Origin of the sequence: Rhizobium sp. NZLR8 (assembly GCF_019685025.1) — a bacterium.
In the GTDB taxonomy this organism is placed as follows: domain Bacteria; phylum Pseudomonadota; class Alphaproteobacteria; order Rhizobiales; family Rhizobiaceae; genus Rhizobium.
The window spans coordinates 536,664-560,457 of sequence record NZ_JABDVY010000001.1 but is presented as its reverse complement, the minus strand read 5'-3'; the positions used below and the strand labels follow the sequence as shown (position 1 = coordinate 560,457).

General features: G+C 62.7%; 24 protein-coding genes, 1 pseudogene and 1 riboswitch. Of the genes and pseudogenes, 14 read left to right on the top strand and 11 right to left on the bottom strand.

Translation table 11 applies throughout. The annotated features are described in order from the left end of the window. Positions 1 to 121 precede the first annotated feature (121 nt). Positions 122 to 1,051 carry a TauD/TfdA family dioxygenase gene (locus HJB89_RS02685; RefSeq protein WP_221148859.1) on the top strand — a complete coding sequence of 310 codons (930 nt, stop codon included), beginning with the start codon at positions 122 to 124 and terminating at the stop codon, positions 1,049 to 1,051. A 33-nt stretch (positions 1,052 to 1,084) separates the two neighbouring features. Here the strand turns inward: HJB89_RS02685 and HJB89_RS02680 are convergent, their stop codons facing one another. The 7 genes from HJB89_RS02680 to HJB89_RS02650 form a co-directional block, all read right to left on the bottom strand. Then, a complete protein-coding gene (locus HJB89_RS02680; protein ID WP_221148858.1) occupies positions 1,085 to 1,906 on the bottom strand; it encodes a bifunctional allantoicase/(S)-ureidoglycine aminohydrolase in 822 nt (273 codons plus the stop codon). Between the two features lie 84 nt (positions 1,907 to 1,990). Beyond that, positions 1,991 to 3,826 (bottom strand): ABC transporter ATP-binding protein, encoded by a 1,836-nt coding sequence (locus HJB89_RS02675; RefSeq protein ID WP_221148857.1) that lies wholly within the window; start codon positions 3,824 to 3,826, stop codon positions 1,991 to 1,993. A 17-nt stretch (positions 3,827 to 3,843) separates the two neighbouring features. After that, positions 3,844 to 5,040, bottom strand: a complete 1,197-nt coding sequence (locus HJB89_RS02670; protein WP_221148856.1) for an aminotransferase class V-fold PLP-dependent enzyme — start codon at positions 5,038 to 5,040, stop codon at positions 3,844 to 3,846. A gap of 70 nt (positions 5,041 to 5,110) precedes the next feature. Then, the gene (locus HJB89_RS02665; protein WP_207585240.1) at positions 5,111 to 5,623 is read right to left on the bottom strand and encodes a RidA family protein; all 513 of its coding nucleotides are present in this window, start codon (positions 5,621 to 5,623) and stop codon (positions 5,111 to 5,113) included. Positions 5,624 to 5,658: 35 nt separating this feature from the next. Next, on the bottom strand, positions 5,659 to 6,528 hold the full coding sequence (locus tag HJB89_RS02660) for an ABC transporter permease (protein WP_221115702.1): 870 nt from the start codon (positions 6,526 to 6,528) through the stop codon (positions 5,659 to 5,661). Beyond that, positions 6,528 to 7,469: an ABC transporter permease gene (locus HJB89_RS02655; protein WP_221140034.1), complete on the bottom strand. Its 942-nt coding sequence runs from the start codon at positions 7,467 to 7,469 to the stop codon at positions 6,528 to 6,530. Before HJB89_RS02655 ends, HJB89_RS02660 begins: the two co-directional genes overlap by 1 nt. An 83-nt stretch (positions 7,470 to 7,552) precedes the next feature. Next, a complete protein-coding gene (locus HJB89_RS02650) occupies positions 7,553 to 9,079 on the bottom strand; it encodes an ABC transporter substrate-binding protein (RefSeq protein ID WP_221148854.1) in 1,527 nt (508 codons plus the stop codon). A 214-nt stretch (positions 9,080 to 9,293) separates the two neighbouring features. On the opposite strand from HJB89_RS02650, the gene HJB89_RS02645 reads away from it, so the two are divergent. The 11 genes from HJB89_RS02645 (at position 9,294) to HJB89_RS02595 (ending at position 19,515) form a co-directional block, all read left to right on the top strand. Next, complete coding sequence (locus HJB89_RS02645; RefSeq protein WP_207585236.1) at positions 9,294 to 9,878, top strand: DUF1349 domain-containing protein; 585 nt, start codon at positions 9,294 to 9,296, stop codon at positions 9,876 to 9,878. 147 nt (positions 9,879 to 10,025) lie between these two features. Continuing rightward, positions 10,026 to 10,122, top strand: a riboswitch (TPP riboswitch). Between the two features lie 49 nt (positions 10,123 to 10,171). Then, positions 10,172 to 10,975 carry a hydroxyethylthiazole kinase gene (gene thiM / locus HJB89_RS02640; protein ID WP_221115699.1) on the top strand — a complete coding sequence of 268 codons (804 nt, stop codon included), beginning with the start codon at positions 10,172 to 10,174 and terminating at the stop codon, positions 10,973 to 10,975. Continuing rightward, on the top strand, positions 10,972 to 11,607 hold the full coding sequence (thiE, locus tag HJB89_RS02635; protein ID WP_221148852.1) for a thiamine phosphate synthase: 636 nt from the start codon (positions 10,972 to 10,974) through the stop codon (positions 11,605 to 11,607). The genes thiM and thiE overlap by 4 nt, the downstream gene beginning before the upstream one ends. Then, the gene (thiD, locus tag HJB89_RS02630; RefSeq protein ID WP_207585233.1) at positions 11,604 to 12,425 is read left to right on the top strand and encodes a bifunctional hydroxymethylpyrimidine kinase/phosphomethylpyrimidine kinase; all 822 of its coding nucleotides are present in this window, start codon (positions 11,604 to 11,606) and stop codon (positions 12,423 to 12,425) included. Before thiE ends, thiD begins: the two co-directional genes overlap by 4 nt. A 221-nt stretch (positions 12,426 to 12,646) precedes the next feature. Continuing rightward, a complete protein-coding gene (locus HJB89_RS02625; protein WP_221148851.1) occupies positions 12,647 to 13,126 on the top strand; it encodes a GNAT family N-acetyltransferase in 480 nt (159 codons plus the stop codon). 24 nt (positions 13,127 to 13,150) lie between these two features. Next, positions 13,151 to 14,173, top strand: a complete 1,023-nt coding sequence (locus HJB89_RS02620) for a glycoside hydrolase family 3 N-terminal domain-containing protein (protein WP_221148850.1) — start codon at positions 13,151 to 13,153, stop codon at positions 14,171 to 14,173. Positions 14,174 to 14,212: 39 nt separating this feature from the next. Then, positions 14,213 to 15,859 (top strand): ABC transporter substrate-binding protein, encoded by a 1,647-nt coding sequence (locus tag HJB89_RS02615; protein WP_221148849.1) that lies wholly within the window; start codon positions 14,213 to 14,215, stop codon positions 15,857 to 15,859. 102 nt (positions 15,860 to 15,961) lie between these two features. After that, on the top strand, positions 15,962 to 16,939 hold the full coding sequence (locus tag HJB89_RS02610; RefSeq protein WP_221148848.1) for an ABC transporter permease: 978 nt from the start codon (positions 15,962 to 15,964) through the stop codon (positions 16,937 to 16,939). Between the two features lies 1 nt (position 16,940). Beyond that, positions 16,941 to 17,819 carry an ABC transporter permease gene (locus HJB89_RS02605; RefSeq protein ID WP_207585228.1) on the top strand — a complete coding sequence of 293 codons (879 nt, stop codon included), beginning with the start codon at positions 16,941 to 16,943 and terminating at the stop codon, positions 17,817 to 17,819. Then, positions 17,816 to 18,619 carry an ABC transporter ATP-binding protein gene (locus HJB89_RS02600; RefSeq protein WP_207585227.1) on the top strand — a complete coding sequence of 268 codons (804 nt, stop codon included), beginning with the start codon at positions 17,816 to 17,818 and terminating at the stop codon, positions 18,617 to 18,619. The genes HJB89_RS02605 and HJB89_RS02600 overlap by 4 nt, the downstream gene beginning before the upstream one ends. Continuing rightward, positions 18,616 to 19,515, top strand: a complete 900-nt coding sequence (locus HJB89_RS02595; RefSeq protein ID WP_207585226.1) for an ABC transporter ATP-binding protein — start codon at positions 18,616 to 18,618, stop codon at positions 19,513 to 19,515. Before HJB89_RS02600 ends, HJB89_RS02595 begins: the two co-directional genes overlap by 4 nt. A gap of 19 nt (positions 19,516 to 19,534) precedes the next feature. Here the strand turns inward: HJB89_RS02595 and HJB89_RS02590 are convergent, their stop codons facing one another. Beyond that, on the bottom strand, positions 19,535 to 19,972 hold the full coding sequence (locus HJB89_RS02590; protein WP_207585225.1) for a VOC family protein: 438 nt from the start codon (positions 19,970 to 19,972) through the stop codon (positions 19,535 to 19,537). 244 nt (positions 19,973 to 20,216) lie between these two features. On the opposite strand from HJB89_RS02590, the gene HJB89_RS02585 reads away from it, so the two are divergent. Together HJB89_RS02585 and HJB89_RS33675 are read left to right on the top strand one after the other, a co-directional pair. Beyond that, positions 20,217 to 20,897: a spermidine synthase gene (locus HJB89_RS02585; RefSeq protein ID WP_207585224.1), complete on the top strand. Its 681-nt coding sequence runs from the start codon at positions 20,217 to 20,219 to the stop codon at positions 20,895 to 20,897. A 120-nt stretch (positions 20,898 to 21,017) separates the two neighbouring features. Continuing rightward, positions 21,018 to 21,555, top strand: a pseudogene (locus tag HJB89_RS33675) (ISAzo13 family transposase); the annotation flags it as partial. 20 nt (positions 21,556 to 21,575) lie between these two features. Here the strand turns inward: HJB89_RS33675 and HJB89_RS02570 are convergent. Genes HJB89_RS02570 through HJB89_RS02560 form a run of 3 tightly spaced genes read right to left on the bottom strand, consistent with a single transcriptional unit; the run spans position 21,576 to position 23,685 of the window. After that, on the bottom strand, positions 21,576 to 22,304 hold the full coding sequence (locus HJB89_RS02570) for an amino acid ABC transporter ATP-binding protein (protein WP_207585221.1): 729 nt from the start codon (positions 22,302 to 22,304) through the stop codon (positions 21,576 to 21,578). A 32-nt stretch (positions 22,305 to 22,336) separates the two neighbouring features. Continuing rightward, positions 22,337 to 23,011 carry an amino acid ABC transporter permease gene (locus HJB89_RS02565; protein WP_207585220.1) on the bottom strand — a complete coding sequence of 225 codons (675 nt, stop codon included), beginning with the start codon at positions 23,009 to 23,011 and terminating at the stop codon, positions 22,337 to 22,339. Further along, entirely contained in the window at positions 23,008 to 23,685 is a 678-nt protein-coding gene (locus HJB89_RS02560) for an amino acid ABC transporter permease (protein ID WP_221148847.1), read from the bottom strand. The genes HJB89_RS02565 and HJB89_RS02560 overlap by 4 nt, the downstream gene beginning before the upstream one ends. Between the last annotated feature and the right edge of the window lie 109 nt (positions 23,686 to 23,794).

Sequence of the window (23,794 nt, the reverse complement as noted above, 5' to 3'; positions counted from 1 at the left end):
TTTATAGATTATTTTGTTTCATGGACCTGTCGATTTCAGCGATGAGATTTTCGAACACGCTCTGCTTCTTAAGGCGCGCATGTGACCCGCAGCTGTCTTCCCATATCAACAGGAGATTTCCATGAGCAATCCGGTTCTCGTCAATCAGATCATTCCCGAGTCCGATGTCGTGCCGCTGACCGGCCGTGTCGGAGCCGAAATCAAAGGTGTCCGCCTCGGCGGAGAACTTTCGGATGCAACGGTGGCGGCCATCAATCAGCTTCTCCTGAAGCACAAGGTCATCTTCTTCCGCGACCAGGGGCACCTTGACGATTCCGAACAGGAATCCTTCGCACGCCGCCTGGGCGACCTGGTGCCGCATCCAACCCAGGGACCGGTCGCCGGCACCGCTTCCATCCTCAACCTCGATTCCAGCCGCGGCGGCGGCAGAGCGGACCAGTGGCACACCGACGTCACCTTCGTCGATGCCTACCCCAAATTCTCTGTCCTTCGCGGCGTCGTCATTCCGGCGGCCGGCGGCGACACGATCTGGTCCAACACCCACGCCGCATACGAAAGCCTGCCGGCGCCGCTCAAATTGCTGGCGGATAATTTATGGGCCATTCACAGCAATGCCTATGACTATGCCGCCGTGCGCCCTCGCGCCACGGATGCAGAGAAGAAGCATTTCGAGGAGGTTTTCACCTCGACCATCTACGAGACCGAGCATCCGGTCGTGCGTGTTCATCCGGAAACCGGCGAAAGATCGCTGCTGCTTGGGAATTTCGTTCAGCGCCTGATCGGCGTATCGAAGGCCGATTCCGCAAAACTCTACGAGGTCTTCCAGTCCTATGTCACCGCCCCGGAAAATACCGTGCGCTGGCGCTGGAGAGCCGGAGATGTCGCGATCTGGGATAATCGCGCCACCCAGCATTATGCTGTCAACGATTATGGCGACCAGCACCGGGTGGTGCGCCGCGCCACCGTTGACGGCGACGTCCCTGTCAGCGTCGACGGTCGCCGCAGCACAACCCATGTCAAGGCTGCCAAGCGACAAGCAAAGGCGGCGTGATCACGGCCGCATGGATGTCGCCCGGCGCAGGTTCTACCAGAGTTTCATGTGCCGGTTGACGTCCTTGTAGAGCAGGTAGCGGAACCGGCCGGGGCCGCCGGCGTAACAGGCTTGCGGGCAGAAAGAGCGCAGCCACATGAAGTCGCCGGCCTCGACCTCGACCCAATCCTGGTTGAGGCGATAGACCGCCTTTCCTTCAAGCACATAAAGGCCATGCTCCATCACATGGGTTTCCATGAAGGGGATCACCGCACCCGGCTCCAGCGTCACGATATTGACGTGCATATCGTAGCGCACATCGGCAGGATCGATGAAGCGGGTCGTGCCCCAGCGCCCATCTGTGTCGGGCATCGCCCGGATCGGATGGTCGTCCTCATGCGTGACGATCGCCGGCGGCAGCTCCAGCCCGTCGACCTCCTGAAAAGCCTTGCGGATCCAATGGAAGATCGCGGCAGCCGAACCATCGTTTTTGAGGCGCCAGGCCGAAGCGGCCGGGATATAGACGAAGGAGCCGGCGCGCAGCGCGTGGCTGACGCCTTCAAGCTCCACCGTCATGCCGCCTTCGACGACGAAGAGGACCGCCTCGGCCCGCTTGTCCGGTTCCGGCCGGTCGCTTCCGCCGCCCGGCTGAACTTCCATAACATATTGCGAGAAGGTCTCGGAGAAGCCGGAAAGCGGCCGGGACAGAACCCATGCTCGCGTTCCCGTCCAATGCGGAAGGACGCTCGTGACGATATCGCTCATGACGCCGCGCGGGATGACCGCGTAAGCCGTGGTGAAAACGGCCTTGCCGGAAAGCAATTGGGTCTGCGGCGGCAGACCGCCAAGCTTCGAATAATACTCTGTCTTGTCCATTGATGCGGCTTTCCAGGCAGGTGTCACTACATCTGCTTTATGCGCCGCCAGCCCGTTAGGCAACTGCCATTGGGCCAAGCCAACCTACCGATCGGCCATCACCAGATGACCCGGTCCGACTTCACGATAGAAGGTGGCTGGAGGCTGATAGTCGACCGGGCGCATCGGGCTCTTGATCTCGTCATTCGCCACCATCCGCTTCTCATGGCGGCGGTCGGGATCGGGCACCGGCACGGCGGCGATGAGTTTCCTGGTATAGGCATGCTGCGGATTTTCGAAGACGGCGGCCCGCGGGCCGATCTCGACGATCTCGCCGAGATACATCACCGCCACCCGGTGGCTGACGCGCTCGACCACCGCCATGTCGTGCGAAATAAACAGGAATGCGAGGTTGAGGCTCTGCTGCAGGTCCAGCATCAGGTTGATCACCTGCGCCTTGATCGAAACGTCGAGCGCCGAGACGCTTTCGTCGGCAACGATGACCTTCGGCTGCAAGGCAAGCGCCCGGGCAATACAGATGCGCTGGCGCTGGCCGCCGGAAAATTCATGCGGGTAACGCGCCGCCATATCCGCGGACAGGCCGACCTTCACCAACAGGTCGGCGACCACGTCCCTTGCGTGCTTTGCATTGCCCATCCTGTGTTCGAGATAGGGTTCGGCGATCGCAGCACCCACCGTCATGCGCGGATTGAGGCTGGCAAAGGGATCCTGGAAGATCATCTGCACGGATTTTCGCATCTCGCGCAGCTCCCTCCTGTCGAGGCCGAGCACCTCCCTGCCCTCGACGAGAACGGAACCGGCTTGCGGCTCGATGAGCCGCAAGATGGCGCGCCCCGTCGTCGATTTACCGCAGCCGGACTCGCCGACGAGCGACAGCGTCTCCCCGGCATGGAGATCGAAGGAGACGTTCTCGACCGCGTGCACGCGGCTGGTCAGCCGGCCGAACAGGCCGGAGTGAATGTCGAAACGCTTGGTGAGGTTCTTCACCTCAAGGACCGGCGCCATCGCGACCGTATCGGCGGCTTCGGCCGGAATGTCGGATTCCCCCGTCGCCGTATTGACCACGGGGAAACGCAGAGGCCGCTGGCGGCCCTGCATTGAGCCGAGCACCGGCACGGCCGATAGCAGCGCCCTGGTATAGGGATGTCTGCCGCGGTGGAAAATATCGGCGGTGAGCCCGCTTTCGACCTGTTCGCCGCGATACATCACCACCGTCCGGTCGGCGATCTCGGCGACGACGCCCATGTCATGGGTGATGAACAGAACCGAGGTCCCCTCCTCCTCCTGCAGCATCTTGATGAGATCGAGGATCTGGCCCTGGATCGTCACGTCGAGCGCCGTCGTCGGCTCGTCGGCGATCAGCAGTTTCGGCCGGCTGGCAAGGGCCATGGCGATCATCACCCGCTGGCGCATGCCGCCGGAAAAACGATGCGGATATTCGCCGAAACGCGAGGCGGCAGAGGGGATGCGGACTTTTTCCAGCAGCCTAATCGTCTCGGCTTTGGCATCGGCTCGGCTCATATCGGAATGGCAAAGCAGCGCCTCGGAGATCTGGTCGCCGATGGTGAAGAGCGGATTGAGCGATGTCATCGGCTCCTGGAAGATCATCGCCACCTCGTTGCCGCGCACCTGCCGCATGGCATGTTCCGGCAAGGCCAGCAGGTCGCGGCCGCCGAGCAGCACGCGGCCCTCGACGCGGCTCGTATCCGCCTGCAGCAGCCGCATGATGGAGAGCGAGGTGACGCTCTTGCCCGAGCCGGATTCGCCGACGATCGCCACCGTCTCGCCGGGTGCGACGGTGAACGAGACATCGCGCACCACCGGCTTCCAGGCGCCATCCACCAGAAAGGAGGTGGTTAGCCTGTCGACGGAAAGAACGGGTGCGCTCGTCTCGATCGGTTGCGCTTGAACCTCAGCCATATCGCTCCCCTTGCGGCTTAATCCGGCCAGCGCAGCGCGGCATCGAAGCGGTGCCGGCTGCGGTTTTCGATCGGCGTCGCGATGATTTCGTTGGAAGCGCGCGCCTTGTCGAGTTCCTCGGCCAGGCGGTTTGCGACGATGACGTCCTGGCCCGGATGCAGGTTGCACGGGTCGAGATAGAAATAACGGTGCTCCACCTCATGGTCGCGCACGATGATCGGCGGGTTGCCCCTCGCCAGCGCATCGGCCAAGTCCCAGGCGGTGATATGGGCCTCTTCGGGATCGACGATCAGGCGCAGCCGCTCGAGCGGATTGTTGGTCGGGTCAGGCTCGATCAGCGAGGTCAGGCCGGGGCGGCCATCGAGTGTGCGCTTCCACAGGTTGAGATAACCGGTCTCGCGTTCGCGGATGCCGGCATGGTCACGGTTTTCCCAGGCTTCCAGCGCTGCCATGACGCCGAAGATGCTTTCCTTGCCGACCTTCATGCCGCGGCCGATGCCCATGTTCTGCAGGAAGGCATGGCGCACCAGTTCCTTCCGGCCGGCAACGATGCCGGAGGTCGGGCCGCCGAGGAACTTGTGGCCGGAATAGAGGGCGATATCGGCCCCCTGCTCCAGGAAAATCCGGAGATCGTATTCCGAGGCGGCATCGACGATCACAGGCACGCCCTTGGCATGGGCGACCTCGACGAATTCCTTGAGGTTCAACAGGCCGTAATCGACGACATGGTGGGAGACGACATAGACGGCGGCGGCTGTTTTGTCGGTGATCGCCTTTTCCATGTGGAAGCGATGCGTCGAGGTCGCCTGGCCGATCAGCACGGCCTTGCCGCCGGCAAGCCGGATCGCCTGGTCGACCGGAGCGCCGTAGCTCACCACATGGCCCATCTGCACCAGCACTTCGTTCTTCTCGGGCACGGCATCCGGCAGCTTCTCGATCGCCAGCAGATTGTCGCCGGTGATGGCGCCGGCGGCCGCCAGCGAAATACCGGCCGAGCAGGAGGCGGTGACGAAGCCCGCCTCACCGCCGGTCAGCCGGGCGATGATGGCGCTTGCCTTGCGCTGCAGGTCGTTGATCTCGACGAAATGCGGCAGGATCGATGCCATCGCCTCGATCGCCTCCGGCACGACGATCGACGCGCCGAGGCTGGTCATCGTGCCGGATACGTTGATGACGGGCCGAAGGCCGAGCGAAGGTCTGATATCATTGGGCATGAAGGTCTCCAGAAGTCTGGGTCGAGGAACGGGCCATGGGTGGACCCTTCTCCAAATATGAAAGCTCTCGTCAGCCATTCAAGGCAACGATCGCCTCGATCTCGACGGTGATGTTGCCCGGCAGCGAGCCGAAGCCGACGGCTGAGCGCGCATGTTCGCCGGCCGCGCCGAAGACCGCGATCAGCAGATCCGAGCAGCCGTTGATGACGCTCGGATGATCCTCGAACTCAGGCACGGCATTGACCATGCCGAGCAGCTTGACCACCCGCTTGACGCGGGAGAGATCGCCGAGCGCATCATGCATGACGGCGAGCAGATTGATGCCGGTCAGCCGTGCATGCCGATAGGCCTCCTCGACACTGACGCCGGCGCCGACCTTGCCGGCATGCAGGAAGCCATCGGCCTCGCGCGGCCCCTGGCCGGAGAGGTAGAGCATATTGCCCTCCACCACATGCGTCACGAAATTGGCGATCGGCGGCGGCGGCGGCGGAAGCTTGATGCCGAGGGCGGCTAACCGTTGGTAAGGCGAGTTCTCGACCTTGCCGGCGGCGGTGGGAAACTGATTCACGCAAACTCCTGTCATGCAAATTTGGATTGGGCCGACGTCTGGTCGGCGGATTAAAGGTCCTTGCGAAGTCTTGGATCGAGCATGTCCCTGAGGCCGTCGCCGACCATCTGCAGCGACAGCACCGAGAGGATGATGGCGACACCCGGAAACAGCGTCATCCAGTCGGCCTGGCCGATATATTGGCGGCCGGCGGCGATCATCGTTCCCCAGGTCGGGATTTCGGGGCTGACGCCGAGGCCGAGGAAGGAGAGCCCGGCTTCGGCGAGCATGGCGCTGGCGAAGAGGAAGGTGGCCTGCACCAGGATCGGCGAGAGCAGATTGCGCAACACATGCCGGGTCATGATGTGGAAGGTCGAAATGCCGAGCGCCTTTGCCGCCTCGACATAGGGCAGCTCGCGAATGACCAGCGTCGACGCACGGACGATGCGGGCAAGGCGGGGCGCATAAACGATCGACAGCGCGATGATAACCGTGGTCAAGGAGGGACCGAGGGCGGCGACAAGCGCGATCGCCAGCAGAATATCGGGAAAGGCCATCATCGCGTCGATCAGCCGGGCGATCGGCGTATCGAGCTTCTGGAAAAAACCGGCAAGCAGGCCGAGTGTCACGCCGATCACGGCTGACAGGCTGACGACCGCCACCCCGACGAGCAGCGACAGGCGGCCGGCAAAGATCGTGCGCGAGAAGACGTCGCGGCCGAACTCGTCGGTGCCGAAGAAAAAGGTGCCGCTCGGCGGTTTCAGCCGGTTGACGATGGAAAGTTTGGACGGCGAATAGGGCGCGACGACAGGGGCGAAGACCGCCAGCAGCACGAAGATCGTCAGGATCAGCAGGCCGAAGGCCACCGTCTTGCGCTTCAGCAGGCGGCGGACGAATTTGCTGCCTTCGCTCTCGGCGGGCTTGATCGCGATATCGGCCATCAGTAGCGCACCCTCGGATCGACCAGCAGATAGAGCATGTCGATTGCAAAATTGATCAGCACGTAGAGGGCGGCGATGACGAGCAGCGCCCCCTGGATGACGGGGTAATCGCGGCGCAGCACCGCCGAGACGACGAGATTGCCGACACCCGGCAGGCCGAAGACGGTCTCGGTGACGACGGCGCCCGAAATCAGCACCGCCGCCGTCAGGCCGAGCACCGTCAGGATCGGGATCAGCGCATTCTTCAGCGCGTGCTTGAGGATGACCTTGCGCTCGACCAGCCCCTTGGCGCGCGCCGTGCGGATATAATCATCGCCGAGCACATCGAGCATCGACGCGCGGGTGAAACGCAGGATCAGCGCCGAGGAGACGATGCCGAGCGCGAAGGCCGGCAGGGTCAGATGATACATCCGCTCAAGGAAGGTCGAGCCGGGGCCGCCATAACCCGAGACCGGGAAAAGGTTGAGCCGGACGGCGAAGAACTGCATCAGGATGAGGCCGAGCCAGAAGCTTGGGATGCTGGCGGCAAACATCGCCAGCGTCGTTGCCGCCTGGTCGACGAAGGAGCCGCGCCGATAGGCCGCATAGATGCCGATCGGCAGCGCGATGACGCCGGCAATGGCCAGCGAAAACAGCGTCAGGAAGAAGGTCGGCTCGGCGCGGTCGAGCAGAGCCGAGGTGACAGGCATGTTGAGGAAGATCGACTGGCCGAGATCGCCCCTCAGCAGCTGACCGATATAATAGAAATATTGCAGGCCGAGCGACTGGTCGAGGCCGAGGCGGCTCCGCAGATCGGCAACATCCTGCGGCGTCGCATCCGGCCCGAGCATGACGGCAGCCGGGTCCCCCGGCGTCACGCGCACGATGACGAAGACGATCGTGACGACGAGAAACATCACGACGATCATGCCGAACAGGCGCTGGAGGATGTAGCGGATCATGAATGCTGGCCTTCAAGCCCTTGCAGATGCGGCAGAAAAGAAGACCGGCACCGGCCACGAAGGGCCAGCGCCGGCGGCGATGTTTACTTCTTGATCGAAGCGTTCCAGAAATACGGCCATGGGGCCGGATCGACACCTTCGAGCTTGACCGATTTCGCCGAGACGGCGTTGAAATCGCCGATCTTCATAAAGGGCGCATCTGTATAAACCGCCTTCTGGACATCGGCCCAGAGCGCGGCGCGCTTCTTCGGGTCGACCTCGGCGGTGAAGGCATCGACGGCGGCCTTGCGGGCCGGCGTATCCCACCAGCCGGGCGAGCTGGTCGAAAGCGAGCCGATCAGGGCCGGCTCCGGCAGGAACGGGCTGTGGGTGATGTAGATATCCCAGAGCTTCGGATCGGTGCGGCGCTGAGTCAGCGTCGCCCAGTCCACCACCTGCATATCGACGGTGAAGCCGGCAAGCTTCAGATATTCTGCGGCGACCTGCGCCATCTTATAGTGGAATTCGTACTGCCGGCTGGTCAGGATGCGGATCGGCTCGCCATTATAACCGGCCTTCTTGGCAGCAGCGGCCGCCCCTTCCGGATCCGCGAGATTATAGGCGCCTTCGACGCCGGCATCGGTCGACCAGGAAAAGGACTTCGGATAGATGGCGCCGTCGAGCGCATAGAAATCCTTGCTGCCGAAAGCGGCGGCCAGCATGTCTTCCATGCTGAGTGCCTGGCGAATCGCCTTGCGGACCTCGACATTCCCAGCAACACCTTCCTTCGTGTTGAAGACGAAGACCGGATAGCCGAAGGGCTTCAACATGACCGGCTGCGAGGCAGTCGACGCCTTCACCTTGTCGTAGGATTCGACGGCGATCGAATCGACATAATCATACTGGCCGGAGACGGCGGCTTCGACACGGGTGTTCGGATCGGGCACCGGCACGAAGCGGATTTCATCGAGATATTGATGGCGGGCGCCGCCATAGCCATTGCTGTCGCCGTCACGGGACTTGTAGCCATCGAAGCGGACGAGCTGGATATACTGGTCGGCCTTGCGCTCCTTCAGCATATAGGGACCGGTGCCGATGAACTCCTTCATCGGCTCGTCCTGTTTTTCCGAGGGAATGATGATCGCCGCCGAATTATTGAAGGCAAGCAGCGAAGTCAGCGGCGCATAGGGCTGCTTCAGCGTGATTGTGACGGTCGAAGGATCGACAGCAGTGATCTTGTCGATGAAGCCCGACACCTGCTTGCCGCGCGAGGCGATCTTCATCCAGCGGGTCAGCGAGGCGACCACATCGTCCGAGGTCATGTCGCTATTGTCGTGGAACTTGATGCCGGTCCTGAGCTTGATCGTATAAGTTTTGCCATCGGCGCTGATCTCAGGCAGGCTTTCGGCCAGCAGCGGCGTGACGTTCCAGCTCTTGTCGAAAGTGTAGAGCGTTTCGAAAATATGCTGGGTGACAATGCCGACGAGATCGGCCGTCGACGACATCGGATCAAGCGTCGGCGGCTCGCCGATCGTCGCGACATTGATGACGCCGCCCTTTTCCTGGGCAAGCAGGGTCGAGGGCAGGGCGACAAGCGCGGTGCCAAGGAGAAATGCGACAAGTGTTTTCATGTGAGGGCTCCCGGTCAAGTTCCACAATTATGTAATCACTCTTTTTGTAAAAGAATAAGAGCTGGATTGATCCTGTCAAGCGTGGGTGACCGATTATGCCTCTGCCGGGATACCGGAACGCGAGAAAACACAATCTTCGGCTGCGCCCTGCACGAAGGCTGCGCATTATGCCAAGCACACGGATGGTCAGGCTTCAGCGGAACGGGAGAAAAGAATGAACATCAATTTCAAGGGCGGAAAATGGCTGAACGAACCGGCCAGCTGGCACGCCGACGACACCGCCCTCACCCTGACGACCGATGAAAAAACCGATTTCTGGCGGGAAACCCATTACGGCTTCACCCGCGACAGCGGCCATTTCCTCGCCTTTCCCACGGCAGAGAGCTTCACCGCCCAGATCCGCATCCAGGGCGAATTCCGCACCCTCTACGACCAGGCTGGCCTGATGGTGCGCCTCGACGGGAAACGCTGGGTAAAAACAGGCGTGGAATTCACCGACGGCGAAGCTTTCCTCAGCACCGTCGTCACCGACGGCAGGTCCGACTGGTCGGTGTCACAACCCTTCAAGGGACTCGAAGATTTCCACATCCGCGTCACCCTCGCCAACGGCGCCCTGCGCATCCAGACCTCTTGCGACGGGAGCCGCTGGCCGCTGCTGCGGCTAGCGCCCTTCCCGGCCGCCGACGGTTACGAGGTCGGGCCGATGGCCTGCACGCCGGAGCGCAGCGGGTTGACGGTGCGCTTTTCGGAGTTCTCGATCGGGTTGGCGATTGCGACGGATCTTCATGATTTGAGTTAGACGCTATTATAAGATTCTCTGCGGACACGATCTGGGGTGATCCACGAATGTTGGCCGTTCTATTCGTTGCCCCTGCTGTAAATGCCACACAAATAGGACTGTCATTTTCGAGATGACATCCGCCCCATTCTCTGCGAAAAAGAGCGCGATGAGAGACAGGGGCGCCCGTCGACAGACGGGCTGAGAAGCACCCTTCGAACCTGAACCGGATAATGCCGGCGGAGGGAGTCGCTCGGGGTCGCGGCACTGCCGTACGAATGACCCCGTGCCCGCCCCCGCCTGAAAGGGGCCACATGCAGACCAGGACCACACCAGGAGCCATGCTGAAGGCGATGCGCGAAAAGCCGCCGCTCGTTCAGTGCATCACCAATTACGTCGCCATGAACATTGCCGCAAATGTTCTGCTGGCCGCCGGCGCCTCGCCCGCCATGGTGCATGCCGCAGAGGAAGCCGGCGAATTCGCCGGCATCGCCAATGCGCTGACGGTCAACATCGGCACGCTGTCGCCGCAATGGATCGACGGCATGCAGGCGGCGGCGAAGGCAGCGACCTCAGCCGGCAAACCCTGGGTGCTCGATCCGGTCGCCCATTATGCCACGGCTTTCCGCCGCGATGCGGTCGCCGGTCTGCTGGCGCTCAAGCCCACGATCATCCGTGGCAATGCCTCCGAGATCATCGCGCTCGCCGGCGGCGAGAGCCGCGGCCAGGGCGTCGACAGCCGCGATCCGGTTGAACAGGCGGAAGGTTCGGCGCGATGGCTCGCCGAGCGCCAGCAGGCGGTCGTCGCCGTCACCGGTGCAGTCGATTTCGTCACCGATGGGGAGCGGGCGGTGCGGATCACAGGCGGATCGGCCTTGATGCCGCAGGTCACCGCCCTCGGCTGCTCGCTCACCTGCCTCGTCGGCGCCTTTGCCGCCACAGTGCCCGAGGATATGTTCGGGGCGACGGTCGCAGCCCTTGCAACCTTCGCCATCGCCGGCGAAGAGGCAGCACTCGGTGCGGCCGGTCCCGGCTCCTTCGCCTGGCGCTTCCTCGATGCGCTGAACGCGCTTGACGCCGAAACGCTCGATGCCAGGGCCAGGATATGGGCCGCATGAAGACCTTCGATCTTTCGCTCTATCTCGTCCTCGACCCCGATCTCTGCGCCGGGATCGGCATGGTCGAGACCGCCCGCCTTGCCGTTGCCGGCGGCGCGACAATGGTGCAACTGCGCGACAAACATGCCGGCACGACCGGGATGATCGAGACCGGACGCGCGTTGAAACAGGCGCTTGATGGCACCGGCGCCCTGCTCATCGTCAACGACGATGTCGAGGCGGCTATCGCCATCGGCGCCGACGGCCTGCATATCGGCCAGGAAGACATGGATGCGGCGAGAGCGCGCAAGATGATCGGCCCCGGAATGATCCTCGGCCTGTCGGTCGAGACCGAGGCGCTCGCCGCTGCCGTCGATCCCAGCCTCGTCGATTATACCGGCGTCGGCCCGGTGTTTGCGACGCCGACCAAGGCCGACCACAAGCAGCCGATCGGCTTTGAGGGCCTGGCAAGGCTGGTGGCGGCTTCGCCGGTGCCGTCGGTTGCGATCGGCGGCCTGAAGGCAGAGCATGTGGCCGAAGTCTTTGACGCGGGCGCCAAGGGGCTTGCCGTCGTCTCCACCATCTGCGGCACGCCGGACCCTGAAGCCGCCGCTCGCCGCATCGCCGGAGAAATCCGAAAGGCCCGCGCATGATCCGCAACGTCCTCTCCATCGCCGGCTCCGATCCCTCGGGCGGCGCCGGCATCCAGGCCGATCTCAAGGCCTTTTCCGCTCGCGGCGTCTACGGCATGGCGGTACTGACCGCGCTGACGGCGCAGAACACTCAAGGTGTCACCGGGGTGCATCTGGTGCCGCCGCAATTCGTCGCCGACCAGATCAACGCCGTCTTTGCCGATGTGCGCGTCGATGCCGTCAAGATCGGCATGATCGCCAATGCCGGCATCGCCGATGCCGTCGCCAACGCGCTTGTTGCCGCACTGGCCGACCGGCGCAGCATCCCCATCGTCATCGACCCCGTCATGATCGCCAAGGGCGGCGCCGCCCTGCTGGCACCCGAAGCGGTCGACGTGCTGACCAGCCGGCTGCTGCCGCTGGCGACACTTCTGACCCCGAACCTGCCGGAGGCCGCCGCCCTGCTGCACCAGCCGGTGGCGACAAACCGGTCTCACATGGCGGCGCAGGCCGAGCAGCTGCGCGCGCTCGGCCCGGCGGCCGTGCTGGTCAAGGGCGGTCATCTCGACAGCGACGACAGCCCCGACGTGCTTGCCACAGCCGACGGCCTGCACTGGTTCGAAGCCAGACGCGAGCCGACCAAGAACACCCACGGCACCGGCTGCACGCTGTCGAGCGCGTTGGCGGCAGAGCTTGCCAAGGGCGCCTCGGTGTCTGAGGCCGTCGCCATCGCCAAGGATTACCTCGCCGGCGCGGTCGCGGCATCAGGAAGCCTCACCGTCGGCTCCGGCCACGGCCCGGTGCAGCATTTTCATGCGCTCTGGAGAGTCGAGGGATAAGCGCGCACATCGACGCACGCTTCCATCGAAACGGCTCGGGCTCGCGCCCCGAGCCGTTTTTGCGTTCGGCAACTACCTTGCTTTGAAAGCAGGAGCGTAACGGCGAGCAGCGTTGCGACCCATCTGAAAAATCCCTGTTGACAAGCCCAGCCAGATCGCCAAATCTATGTCATTAAAAGGGGATATATTCCGTAATAGAGGAATATCAGGAGGAGTGACGGGTGCCAGACCTGCTTGTGAGCTTATACTCCACACAGCTTGCCGATCTGAAGCGGAAAGCCGACGATGTCAGCGTTTCCATCCGCCCGGCCCTTCCCCCGGAATTGCATCTCGTCGTCAACTGGGTTCGCGAAAACTTCAGCGAAAACTGGGCGAGCGAAGTTGCAATCGCCTTCACGCGTCAGCCTGTTGCCTGCCTGATCGCCGTCGACGGCGGCAAGCTCAAGGGCTTTGCCTGCTATGACACGACGGCGCGCGGCTTCTTCGGCCCGACCGGCGTCGACCGCCAAGCGCGCGGCAAGGGCATCGGGCTCGCCCTTTTTTCCGCCTGCCTTCAGGCGATGAAGACGCTCGGTCACGCCTATGCCTTCATCGGCGATGCCGGCCCGGTCGATTTCTACGCCGGGACCGCCGGCGCCATCGTCATCCCCGCCCCCGACAAGGGCATTTACGAAGGCATGCTGAGAAGCATGCCGAAATGACCATCTGATCCCGGAGTTACAGAATTGTCCTCGACCCCGCTCGCCCTTTTCGTCGGCCTTCCGAATCCCGCGATTTCGGATGATGAATTCGCCCTCTTCCGCGAGACCAATCCGCTCGGCCTCTTCGTCGGCCGGCGCAACCAGCGCGAGCCGGAACAGACCAGGCGCCTGATCGAACGCTTTCGGCAAGCCGTCGGCCGCGACGATGCGCCTGTCTTCACCGACCAGGAAGGCGGCCGCGTCCAGCATCTCGATGCCGGGCCTTGGCCGCTTTTCCGCAGCTTCGGCCAGTTTGCCGAACTTGCCCGCCGCGATTTCGATCTCGGCAAAAAAGCACTGCGCCTTTCCTCCCAGGCCATGGGCGCGATGATGACGGAACTCGGTCTTTCCAGCGGCTGCTCGCCCGTTCTCGATCTCGTCTTCGAGACGACGAGCGCGGTCATCGGCGCCCGCTCTTTCGGCCCGGATCCCGATGTCATCGCCGCCCTCGGCCGCGAGGTGGTCAATGGCCTGCTCGAGACCGGCAACATGCCTGTGATCAAGCACATTCCCGGCCATGGCCGTGCGACGCTTGACTCCCACAAGGAGCGCCCGCTGGTCGACGCCTCCCGCGCGACGCTCACTGCGACCGATTTCAAGCCCTTCGTCGCGCTGAAGGATACGCCCTGGGCGATGGTCGCCCATGTCGTCTACTCGGCCTATGACGCGGAGCTGCCGGCCTCCGTCTCACCTGTCATGCACGACGTCATCCGCAACGACATCGGCTATGACGGCGTGCTGATTTCCGACTGCATCTTCATGGAGTCGCTCGCCGGCACCCTGCCGGAACGCGTCAGGCAGGTGCTCGACGCCGGCTTCGACATCGCCCTCCACAGCCATGGCGACATTGCCGAAAGCGAGGCCGCCGCCAAGGCCGCCCGGCCGCTGACGGACGCCGCGCTGCAACGGATCGCCGCCGGCAAGGGCCGCCTCGGCAATCTCAAGGTCGACGTCCGCGCCGCCCATGCTGAAGTCGAAGACATGTTTGCAAGCGCGCTGGTCTCCTGACCGGCGCATCTCTCATCGTATAAAAAAGGGGAATAAGACATGAAAAAATATCTTCTTGCCGCCGCTGCGCTGACGCTGCTTTCGGGCTCTGCCCTGGCGCAGACGATCCTGACGGCAAATATCGAACCGGCGACGACCTGGGTTCGCAACTTCAATCCGTTCAACCAGACCTCGTCGCGCCAGTCGACGCTCGATTTCATCTACGAGCCGCTGGTTATCTTCAATCGCTTCGACAGCAACAAACCGGTTTATCGCCTGGCCGAAAGCTTCAAGCTCTCCGACGATCTGAAGAGCATCGATTTCAAGCTGCGTCCGAACCTGAAATGGTCGGACGGTAAGCCGCTGACCGCAGCCGACGTCAAGTTCACCTATGATTATCTAAAGAAATTCCCGGCGCTCGACTTCGTCAGCATCTGGACCTTCATCACCGACGTGCAAGCCGTCGACGGCCAGACGGTGCGCTTCACGCTCGCCAATCCGAGCTCGCTCGCCGCCGAGCAGATCTCGCAACTGCCGATCGTTCCCGAATATGTCTGGAAGGACGTCGCCGATCCGGTCACTTTCGCCAATGAGACGCCGGTCGGCAGCGGCCCGCTGACTGAGGTGCCGCGCTTCACCGGCCAGACTTACGACCAGTGCCGCAATCCGAATTACTGGGACAACGCGCATCTGAAGGTCGATTGCATGCGCTTCCCGCAGCTTGCCGACAACAACCAGATGCTGACGGCGACGGCCGACGGCACGCTCGACTGGGGCGTCTCCTTCATTCCCGATATCGACAATGTCTACGTCTCCAAGGACCCGGCGCATTTCCACTACTGGTATTCGCCGAGCAGCATGGTCGCCTTCCTGTTCAACCTGGACACGGCGAACGAGAACAACAAGAAGGCCTTCAACGATCTGAAGTTCCGTCGTGCCGTCTCGATGGCACTCGACCGCAAGACGATGATCGATGTCGCCGGCTACGGCTATCCGACGCTGAACGAAGACCCCGGCCTGATGGGCGAGCTTTACAAGAGCTGGGCGGATCCATCGGTCAAGGCCGACTTCGGCAAGTTCGCGACTTATGACGCCGATGCCGCCAAGGCGCTGCTCGACGAAGCGGGCTATAAGGACAAGGACGGCGACGGCCTCCGCGACAATCCCGATGGCAGCAAGATCTCCTTCTCGATCATCGTCCCGAGCGCCTGGACCGACTGGATCGACACCGTCAACCTCGCCGTCGAAGGCATGCAGGCAGTCGGCATCGACGCCAAGATCGAAACGCCTGAAGAAGCCGTCTGGACCGGCAACCTCATCAACGGCACCTTCGATGCGGCGATCAACAGCTTGCCGGCATCGGCCTCGCCCTATTATCCCTACAAGCGCGCCTTCAGCGCTTCGGACAAGGGCAAGACCCGCTTCACCGCGCAGCGCTGGTTCAATCCTGATGTCGAGAAGCTCGTCACCGAGTTCACCCAGACCGCCGATCTTGCCGAGCAGAAGGATGCGATGAACAAGGCGCAGCGCATCGTCGCCGAAAATATGCCCGTCATTCCGGTGTTCAACAATCCGAACTGGTATCAGTACAACACCAAGCGTTTCACAGGCTGGTCGACCAAGGAAAACCCCTTCGTCAATCCGTCGATCTCGCGGACCAACCCGGCACGCCTGCTCAACCTCTTGGCCCTCGAACCCGTCAAGTAAGCATCATCATCCCGGGAGCGGCGTCAGAGCATGATGCCGAAAACTGTAAGCGGTTTTCGGATGCTCATCTAGACGCGCCGCTCCCGTCACGACGGAGTTCCCATGGCTTTCCTGCTTCGCCGCCTCGTCTTTTACATGGCAGCCTTCATCGCGGCAGCGACGATCAATTTCTTCCTGCCGCGGCTGATGCCGGGCGATCCGGTGCAGATCATGTTCTCCAACGCCGGCACCGAATTGCCACCGGAAAGCCTGCAGGCGCTGAAGCTCACCTTCGGCTTCGTCGACGGCCCGCTCTGGCAACAGTATCTCACCTATCTCGGCAGCATCTTCACCGGCGATCTCGGCCGCTCGATCAAGTATTTCCCGCTGCCGGTCACATCGGTGCTCGGCCATGCTCTCATCTGGACCGTCGGCCTGATGGGCACAGCGACGATCATCAGTTTTGCACTTGGCACCCTGCTCGGCATCGCCGCCGCCTGGCGCCGCGGCAGCAGGTTCGACGTTATCGTCTCCGTCGGCGCGATTTTCGCGACCTCGGTGCCGGCCGTCGTCACCTCGCTGATCGTGCTCTTCATTTTCGGCTTCACGCTCGGCTGGTTTCCGAACGGCTACGCCGCCGATCCATCGCTCGATCCAGCCTTCAGCCTGCAATATCTCGGCAGCGTCGCCTATCACGGCATCCTGCCGATGGTGACGCTCTGCACGGTGCTGATCGGCGGCTTCACCGTCACCATGCGCAACAACATGATCAACCTGCTCGGTGAGGACTATATCGTTATGGCCCGCGCCAAGGGACTTTCCGACCGACATGTGATGCTCTGGTACGCCGCCCGCAACGCCCTGCTGCCGACCGTCTCCAGTCTCGCCATCGCCATCGGCACCATCCTCGGCGGCTCGCTGGTGACGGAGGTCGTCTATAACTATCCCGGCCTCGGCAACATTCTCTACCAGGCGATCCTCGCCCGCGATTACCCTGTCATCCAGGGCCAGCTCCTCATCATGACTGCGACCATGCTGATTGCCAATTTCATCGTCGACGTCAGCTATATGCTGCTTGACCCGCGGCTGAAGGGAGCGTGAGATGATGACCCTACTTCGAAACCGCAAGGCGCTCACCGGCCTCGTCATCATCGCCGTCATCATCATCATCGCGATCGCCGCACCGCTGCTGACGCAATATGATCCCGCCGCCCGCACCGGGCGGCCGCACCAGCCGCCGTCGCTCGACCATATCCTCGGCACCACCCGCATCGGCCAGGATGTCTTTGCCCGGCTGATTTACGGCGCCCGCACCTCGCTTGCCGTCGGCTTCGGCGCCGGCCTGCTGATCACTCTTGTCGGCACCGCGCTCGGCATCATCTCCGGTTATCGCGGCGGCAGAACCGACGAGGTGATCAGCTTCTTCACCAATATGGTGCTGGTCGTTCCCAACCTGCCGCTGCTGCTGGTGCTGGCCGCCTTCATCGGCCAGGCAAGCCCGCTCGTCATCGCCCTCATCCTTGGCGCCACCTCCTGGGCCTGGGGCGCACGCGTCACCCGCGCCGAAACGCTCTCCGTCAAGCACAAGGATTTCATCAAATCGGCCGAGATGATGGGCGAGCCGCAATGGCGGATCATGACCTTCGAGATCTTTCCCAACGTGATTTCGATCGTCGGCATCAATTTCATCGGCAGCGTCATCTTCGCGATCATCACCGAGGCGACGCTGGAGTTTCTCGGCCTCGGCGATCCCCGCGCGATCTCGTGGGGTACAATGCTCTACAATGCCCAGAAGGCCTCGGCCCTTTCGGTCGGTGCATGGTGGGATATTCTCACCCCCTGCTTCGCGCTCGCCTTCCTCGGCATCGGCATGTCGCTGTTGAACTTCGCCGTCGACGAGATCGCCAATCCGCGGCTGCGCACCGGCAATCACCTGAAGCGCTGGTCCCTGCTCGTCCGTTCCGGGGAGGGCCGCCTGTGACGCAGCCGTTGCTTTCGGTGAGGAACCTCACCATCGACTATATCGGCGAGGAGAAGGATTTCCGCGCCGTCGACGATGTCAGCTTCGACGTGGCGCCGGGCGAGGTCTTCGGCCTTGCGGGCGAATCCGGCTGTGGCAAAAGCACCATCGCCTTTGCCATCAGCCGCCTGCACAAACCGCCGGCCCTGATCCGCAAAGAGAGCCGCATCCTGCTCGACGGCCGCGACGTGCTCGGGCTCGACCGGCAGGCGCTTGCCGCATTCCGTTGGCGCGAGGTCGCCATGGTCTTCCAGAGCGCCATGAACTCGCTGAACCCGGTGCTGCGCATCGAGGCGCAATTCTACGATATGCTGCGCACCCACAAGGGCATGAGCCGTGCGGCGGCCCGCGAGCGCACCGCCGAGATGCTGAGGCTCGTCGACATCGCGCCGGACCGCATGCGTGACTATCCGCATCAGTTTTCCGGCGGCATGCGCCAGCGCATCGTCATCGCCATCTGCATGGCGCTCGATCCGAAGCTCGTCGTCATGGACGAGCCGACGACGGCGCTCGACGTGGTCGTCCAGCGCGAGATCCTGCAGCGCATCAACGAGCTGCGCCGCAATTTCGGCTTCTCCGTGCTGTTCATCACCCATGATCTCGGGCTGATGGTGCAGTTCTGCGACCGCATTGGCATCATGCTGTCAGGCAGGCTGGTGGAGCAGAACACGGCCGCGGCGATCTACCGGACGCCGCAGCACGACTACACCAAAAAGCTCTGGGCCTCCTTCCCCTCGCTGCATGGAGGAGTGCTGTTATGAGCGATGCCATACTCGCGCTCGACGCGGTGACGAAGACTTTCGGCCACGGCACCGGCACCGTGCATGCGGCGCGCGTCATCTCGTTTTCGCTGCATGCCGGCAGGGCGCTGGCGCTCGTCGGCGAATCCGGCAGCGGCAAGACCACCTGCGCCCGCATGGCGATGCGCGAATATCTGCCGACATCGGGCCGGATTCTCTACAAGGGCCGGCCGGTCGAAGCGGCGAACTCCGCCGAGATCGCCCGCTACCGCCGCTCGGTACAGATGATCTTCCAGGATCCCTTCGCCTCGCTGAACCCCGCCCACACCATCGCCCATCATCTGAGGCGGCCGCTGAAGCTGCATCGCCCGGAGATCAAAGGAAGCGAGATCGACGGCGCGGTCCGCGAACTGCTTCACCGTGTCAGGCTCGATCCCGATCTTCTCGCCCCGAAATATCCGCATGAACTCTCCGGCGGCCAGCGCCAGCGCGTCAACATCGCTCGCGCACTCGCCGTGAAGCCGGAGGTGATCGTCGCGGACGAACCGACCTCGATGCTCGATGTCTCGGTGCGCCTCGGTGTATTGAATCTGTTGAACGAGATGAAACAGGAGATGAACCTCGGCCTGCTCTACATCACCCATGACATAGCCACCGCCCGTTATGTCGCAGAAGACATCGCCGTGATGTATGCCGGTCAGATCGTCGAATGGGGCAGTACCGCCCGGGTGATCGACAATCCGCTGCATCCCTATACAAGGCTGCTGCTCTCGGCCGTGCCCGATCCCGACATCCGCTTCGAGGATCCGAAGGCTCGTCTCCGGCCCGACGAGGTCGAGGATATCCGCCGCCGTTCGGCCGCGCCGCAGGACGAGATCGTCGAAGTGGAGCCGGAGCATTTCATGCGGATGATCTGACAGCCCGTTTGATTGCGCCTCAGCTGAGTTCTTGCGCAAGCCCGAGGAGAAGCCCTTCGGGCCCACGGATGTAGCAGAGCCGATACGCGTCCTTATACTGGACGACCTCGCCTACGAGCTGCGCGCCCCGCGCGCTGAGCCTTTCCAGCGTCATGTCGATGTCATCCACGGTGAACATGACGCGGAGATAGCCGAGCGCGTTGACCGGAGCGTTGCGGTGATCTGCGACGATATCAGGCATGAGGAAGCGGGAAAGCTCGAGCCGGCTGTGGCCATCAGGTGTGCGCATCATGGCAATCTCGACGCGTTGATCGCCCAGTCCAGTGATACGTCCGGCCCATTCTCCTTCGATCGTGGCCCGTCCTTCGAGCTCGAGGCCGAGTTCGCCAAAGAAATCAACCGCTGCTGCGAGGTCTTCGACGACGATGCCTACATTGTCCATCCGCTTGAGCGCCATGTTTCCAATCTCCAAAGTGTCGTTGCAATCTACGAGGTGCCGCCTCGTCTGACAAAGGACGTTTGAGGCGCCCCAACACCGACAGCCGTCCGAACCCAATTCGCTGCTGTCCACATCAGAAGCTTGAATCATGGACCGCCTCAAACCACCGCGCCGTTTTCAAACGGTCTCCGAGGCCTGCTGACTGGCCCGGCTCATCGCCGCATGCTAGGGGACGGTTCCTTTCAAACGAGGCAAAGCCGTCATGCTGCCCTGGATACAGCTCGATTCCGCGACCATTCCCGGTGAAAACGGCGAACTGCGATTGAAGCGGCGCGGCGGCGAATTCTCGATCATGCTCGGCGCCAATGAGCTGATGAACAGCCGCCTCAGCGGCTCGGAGGAAGCGCTGGCGACACTTTCCTGGGAGCGGATCAAGGCGCATCCGAAGCCGAGAATCTTGATCGGCGGGCTCGGCATGGGTTTTACCCTGCGCGCCGCCCTGGCAGTTCTTCCCGAAGATGCCGGCGTCACCGTCGCCGAACTGGTGCCTGCTGTCGTTGCCTGGGCCCGCGGCCCGATGACCGAGGTCTTCAAGGGCTGTCTCGACGATCCGCGCGTCGGCATCCATCAGGGCGATGTCGGCGAGGCGATCCGCGCCGGCAAGGCCGCCTATGACGCGATCCTGCTCGACGTCGACAACGGCCCGGATGGGTTGACCCGAAAATCCAACGATCGGCTCTACGATTTCGCCGGCCTTCGCGCCGCCCGCGACGCACTTCGCCCCGGCGGCGCGCTTGCCGTCTGGTCGTCCGGTCCGGATCCGGATTTCACCAGCCGCCTCAAGGACAGCGGTTTTTCCGTCGATGCAGTCAACACCCGCGCCAACGGCAAACGCGGCGGCGCCCGTCACGTCATCTGGCTGGCGGTCAAAGCGACGAGCTGACGGGAGGCCCTGAAGTATTCCTCAGGCGGCGTCCGTCTGCAATTCGCCCTCTTCGCCCTGGCCGCGGAAAGCCTGCAGCATCAGGTTGAGAAGCTCCTTGGTGGGCTCACTACAGGCGAAAAGGTCGTGCCGTATGGCGTCTATGATGTGACGGCCAACACCGGCTTCGTCAGCCTCGGCATAACGAGCGACACGGCCGAGTTCGCGCTGCAGGCAATCCGATGTTGGCGCGAGCGAATGGGATGCGAGCGCTATCCAACAGCAAGCGACCTGACTATTACCGCAGACTGCGGCGGCTCGAATGGTGCGCGCGTGCGGCTGTGGAGGCTCGAGCTGCAAAGGCTCGCCGACGAGACCGGCCTCACCCTCACGTCCACCATTATCCGCCGGGCACATCCAAGTGGAACAGAATAGAGCACCGCCTGTTCTGCATACCACGCAGAACTGGCGCGGCCGACCGCTGACGGATCGTGTCGCAGTGGTGGAGCTGATCGGCGCGACAACGACGAAATCCGGCCTCAAGGTCGAATGCGCACTCGACACCCGCATCGACCAAAAGGGCATCAAGGTCAGCGATGCAGACATGGGGATTCTCGACATCACCGGCGACCCGTTCCATCCTGAATCGAACTACACAATCAAGCCCCGACGGTCGTAGCAGTTATTGCGCGGAGTGTCCTAATGGCGCAGGATCTTGCTCAGGAAGGCGCGGCTGCGGTCGGTTTTCGGGTTGGCGAAGAATTCATCCGGCGTGCCGCTCTCGACGATCGTGCCGGCATCCATGAACACCACGCGCTGGGCGACCTTGCGGGCAAAACCCATCTCGTGGGTCACCACCATCATGGTCATGCCTTCCTCGGCGACGGCGACCATGACGTCGAGCACTTCCGAGATCATCTCGGGATCGAGCGCCGAGGTCGGTTCGTCGAACAGCATGATTTTGGGGCGCATGGCGAGGCAGCGCGCGATCGCCACACGCTGCTGCTGGCCGCCGGAAAGCTGTGCGGGATAGGCATCGAGCTTGTCGGCAAGGCCGACCTTGGCAAGCAGTTCGCGGCCGGCCTTCTCGGCCTCGGCACGCGGGATCTTGCGCACGTGGATCGGCGCCAGCGTGACGTTCTCCAATGCTGTCTTGTGCGGGTAGAGGTTGAACGACTGAAAAACGAAGCCGATCTCGGTGCGCAGCCGTGTCATGTTGGTAGCGGGATCGCCGAGGCGCTGGCCGTCGACGATCAAATCGCCGTCACGGATCGTCTCCAGACCGTTGATGCAGCGGATCAAGGTGCTCTTTCCCGACCCGGACGGGCCGCAGACGACGACAACTTCGCGCGGCTCGACGCTCAGCGTGATATCCTTGAGCACATTCAGTGGGCCGAACCATTTGTTGACGCCGCGAAACTCGATCATGCTGGTTCAACCTTTCGGATTTTGCGGCGACGTCACAATTGCACCTCGCCATGGCCGGTTCCCATCCGGTGCTCCAGACGGCGGGCGAGCATGATCAGCGGATAGCAAACGATGAAATAGCCGAAGCCGACCAGGAAGAAGACCAGCAGGCCGTTCGGCACTCGCTGCACCACCAGCCAGCCGACCCGGGTGAGGTCGGTGAGCCCGATGGCCGAGACGACGGAAGAATCTTTGATCAGCAGCACATACTGCCCGACCAACGGCGGCAGCACGATGCGCATCGCCTGCGGCAGCACCACCTGACGCATCCGCTGCCAGCGTGACAGACCGGACGCCAGTGCCGCCTCGATCTGACCGATTGGTACCGCGCGGATGCCGGCGGCGACGATCTCGCAGATGAAGCAGGCGGCCAGGTTTGTCAGCGCAATGATGCCGGCGGTGAAGGCGTCGAGCTCGATGCCGAATTCCGGCAGAATGAAGAAGATCAGGAAGATCTGGACCAAGAACGGCGTGCCGCGGATCAGGTCGACCCAGGTGCCGATCGCCCCGCTGACCAGCCGGTTGCTGCCGGTTCGAAGGATGCCGAGGCAAAAGCCGATCAACGTACCCAGCACCAAGCTGATCAGCGACAGCATGATGGTCATGCTGAGGCCGCGCAACGCGAGGGGATAGCTGCCGGCGAGGCTTTGCAGCTGCTGCCAAATCATGTCCGCGCTCCTGTTGGTGCCATTCCGAGCCGACGTCCGGACAGCGCCGCCAGCCCCTTAAGACCGTAATAGAGCAGGAGGTAAAACGCCGCGATGGTGATGAAACCTTCCGCCGGCATGAACCGATCAGAGGCGAGCAGTTGCCCGGCACGTGTCAGTTCGGCGACGGAGATCAACGATAACAACGCCGAATCCTTGACCAGCACGATCGCTTGGCCCAGCAACGGCGGGATCGTTACCTTGAACGCTTGTGGCAGAACGACGAAGCGCATGCGTTGGATATAGGTCATGCCAGAAGCGACGCCCGCCTCCACCTGGCCGCGGGGGATCGACAGGATGCCGGCACGGATGATCTCGGCGACATAGGCGCCGCTATTCAGCGACAAAGCGAGAATGCCGACAACGAGTTCCGGCAGGATGAAGCCGAGCCGGGGCAGGCCGAAATAGAGGAAATAGAGCTGCGCCAGCAATGGCGTGGCACGCACCATGTCGATATAGGCCTTGGTCGGAAGACGAAAAAGCCGGGCGCGCTGCAGGTTCATGGCGGCCAGCACGATGCCAATGGCGAGCGCGCCGGCAAAGGAGAGGAGCGACAGCCACACGGTCGTAATGAGGCCCTGCCCGAACAGGGGCAGATATTCAACGATGGTGCGGAAGCTGAAGTTCTCGAGCATTGCGGGCGGACTACCTCAGGCGGCAAGGGGACGAATTGTCCAGACGGTTCCGCAACGCCGAGGCGCATGCGAAACCGTCCGGGCCATAAAGATGCCTAGATCATGATCC

What these genes read in the sequence shown, in the direction of transcription:
- thiD (WP_207585233.1), top strand. Translation starts at nt 11,604, where the DNA reads ATGATCCGCAACGTCCTCTCCATCGCCGGCTCCGATCCCTCGGGCGGC.
- HJB89_RS02605 (WP_207585228.1), top strand. Translation starts at nt 16,941, where the DNA reads ATGATGACCCTACTTCGAAACCGCAAGGCGCTCACCGGCCTCGTCATC.
- HJB89_RS02685 (WP_221148859.1), top strand. Translation starts at nt 122, where the DNA reads ATGAGCAATCCGGTTCTCGTCAATCAGATCATTCCCGAGTCCGATGTC.
- HJB89_RS02565 (WP_207585220.1), bottom strand. Translation starts at nt 23,011, where the DNA reads ATGATTTGGCAGCAGCTGCAAAGCCTCGCCGGCAGCTATCCCCTCGCG.
- HJB89_RS02595 (WP_207585226.1), top strand. Translation starts at nt 18,616, where the DNA reads ATGAGCGATGCCATACTCGCGCTCGACGCGGTGACGAAGACTTTCGGC.
- thiM (WP_221115699.1), top strand. Translation starts at nt 10,172, where the DNA reads ATGCAGACCAGGACCACACCAGGAGCCATGCTGAAGGCGATGCGCGAA.
- HJB89_RS02570 (WP_207585221.1), bottom strand. Translation starts at nt 22,304, where the DNA reads ATGATCGAGTTTCGCGGCGTCAACAAATGGTTCGGCCCACTGAATGTG.
- HJB89_RS02650 (WP_221148854.1), bottom strand. Translation starts at nt 9,079, where the DNA reads ATGAAAACACTTGTCGCATTTCTCCTTGGCACCGCGCTTGTCGCCCTG.
- HJB89_RS02610 (WP_221148848.1), top strand. Translation starts at nt 15,962, where the DNA reads ATGGCTTTCCTGCTTCGCCGCCTCGTCTTTTACATGGCAGCCTTCATC.
- HJB89_RS02590 (WP_207585225.1), bottom strand. Translation starts at nt 19,972, where the DNA reads ATGGCGCTCAAGCGGATGGACAATGTAGGCATCGTCGTCGAAGACCTC.
- HJB89_RS02655 (WP_221140034.1), bottom strand. Translation starts at nt 7,469, where the DNA reads ATGATCCGCTACATCCTCCAGCGCCTGTTCGGCATGATCGTCGTGATG.
- HJB89_RS02645 (WP_207585236.1), top strand. Translation starts at nt 9,294, where the DNA reads ATGAACATCAATTTCAAGGGCGGAAAATGGCTGAACGAACCGGCCAGC.
- thiE (WP_221148852.1), top strand. Translation starts at nt 10,972, where the DNA reads ATGAAGACCTTCGATCTTTCGCTCTATCTCGTCCTCGACCCCGATCTC.
- HJB89_RS02665 (WP_207585240.1), bottom strand. Translation starts at nt 5,623, where the DNA reads ATGACAGGAGTTTGCGTGAATCAGTTTCCCACCGCCGCCGGCAAGGTC.
- HJB89_RS02615 (WP_221148849.1), top strand. Translation starts at nt 14,213, where the DNA reads ATGAAAAAATATCTTCTTGCCGCCGCTGCGCTGACGCTGCTTTCGGGC.
- HJB89_RS02680 (WP_221148858.1), bottom strand. Translation starts at nt 1,906, where the DNA reads ATGGACAAGACAGAGTATTATTCGAAGCTTGGCGGTCTGCCGCCGCAG.
- HJB89_RS02560 (WP_221148847.1), bottom strand. Translation starts at nt 23,685, where the DNA reads ATGCTCGAGAACTTCAGCTTCCGCACCATCGTTGAATATCTGCCCCTG.
- HJB89_RS02585 (WP_207585224.1), top strand. Translation starts at nt 20,217, where the DNA reads ATGCTGCCCTGGATACAGCTCGATTCCGCGACCATTCCCGGTGAAAAC.
- HJB89_RS02675 (WP_221148857.1), bottom strand. Translation starts at nt 3,826, where the DNA reads ATGGCTGAGGTTCAAGCGCAACCGATCGAGACGAGCGCACCCGTTCTT.
- HJB89_RS02660 (WP_221115702.1), bottom strand. Translation starts at nt 6,528, where the DNA reads ATGGCCGATATCGCGATCAAGCCCGCCGAGAGCGAAGGCAGCAAATTC.
- HJB89_RS02670 (WP_221148856.1), bottom strand. Translation starts at nt 5,040, where the DNA reads ATGCCCAATGATATCAGACCTTCGCTCGGCCTTCGGCCCGTCATCAAC.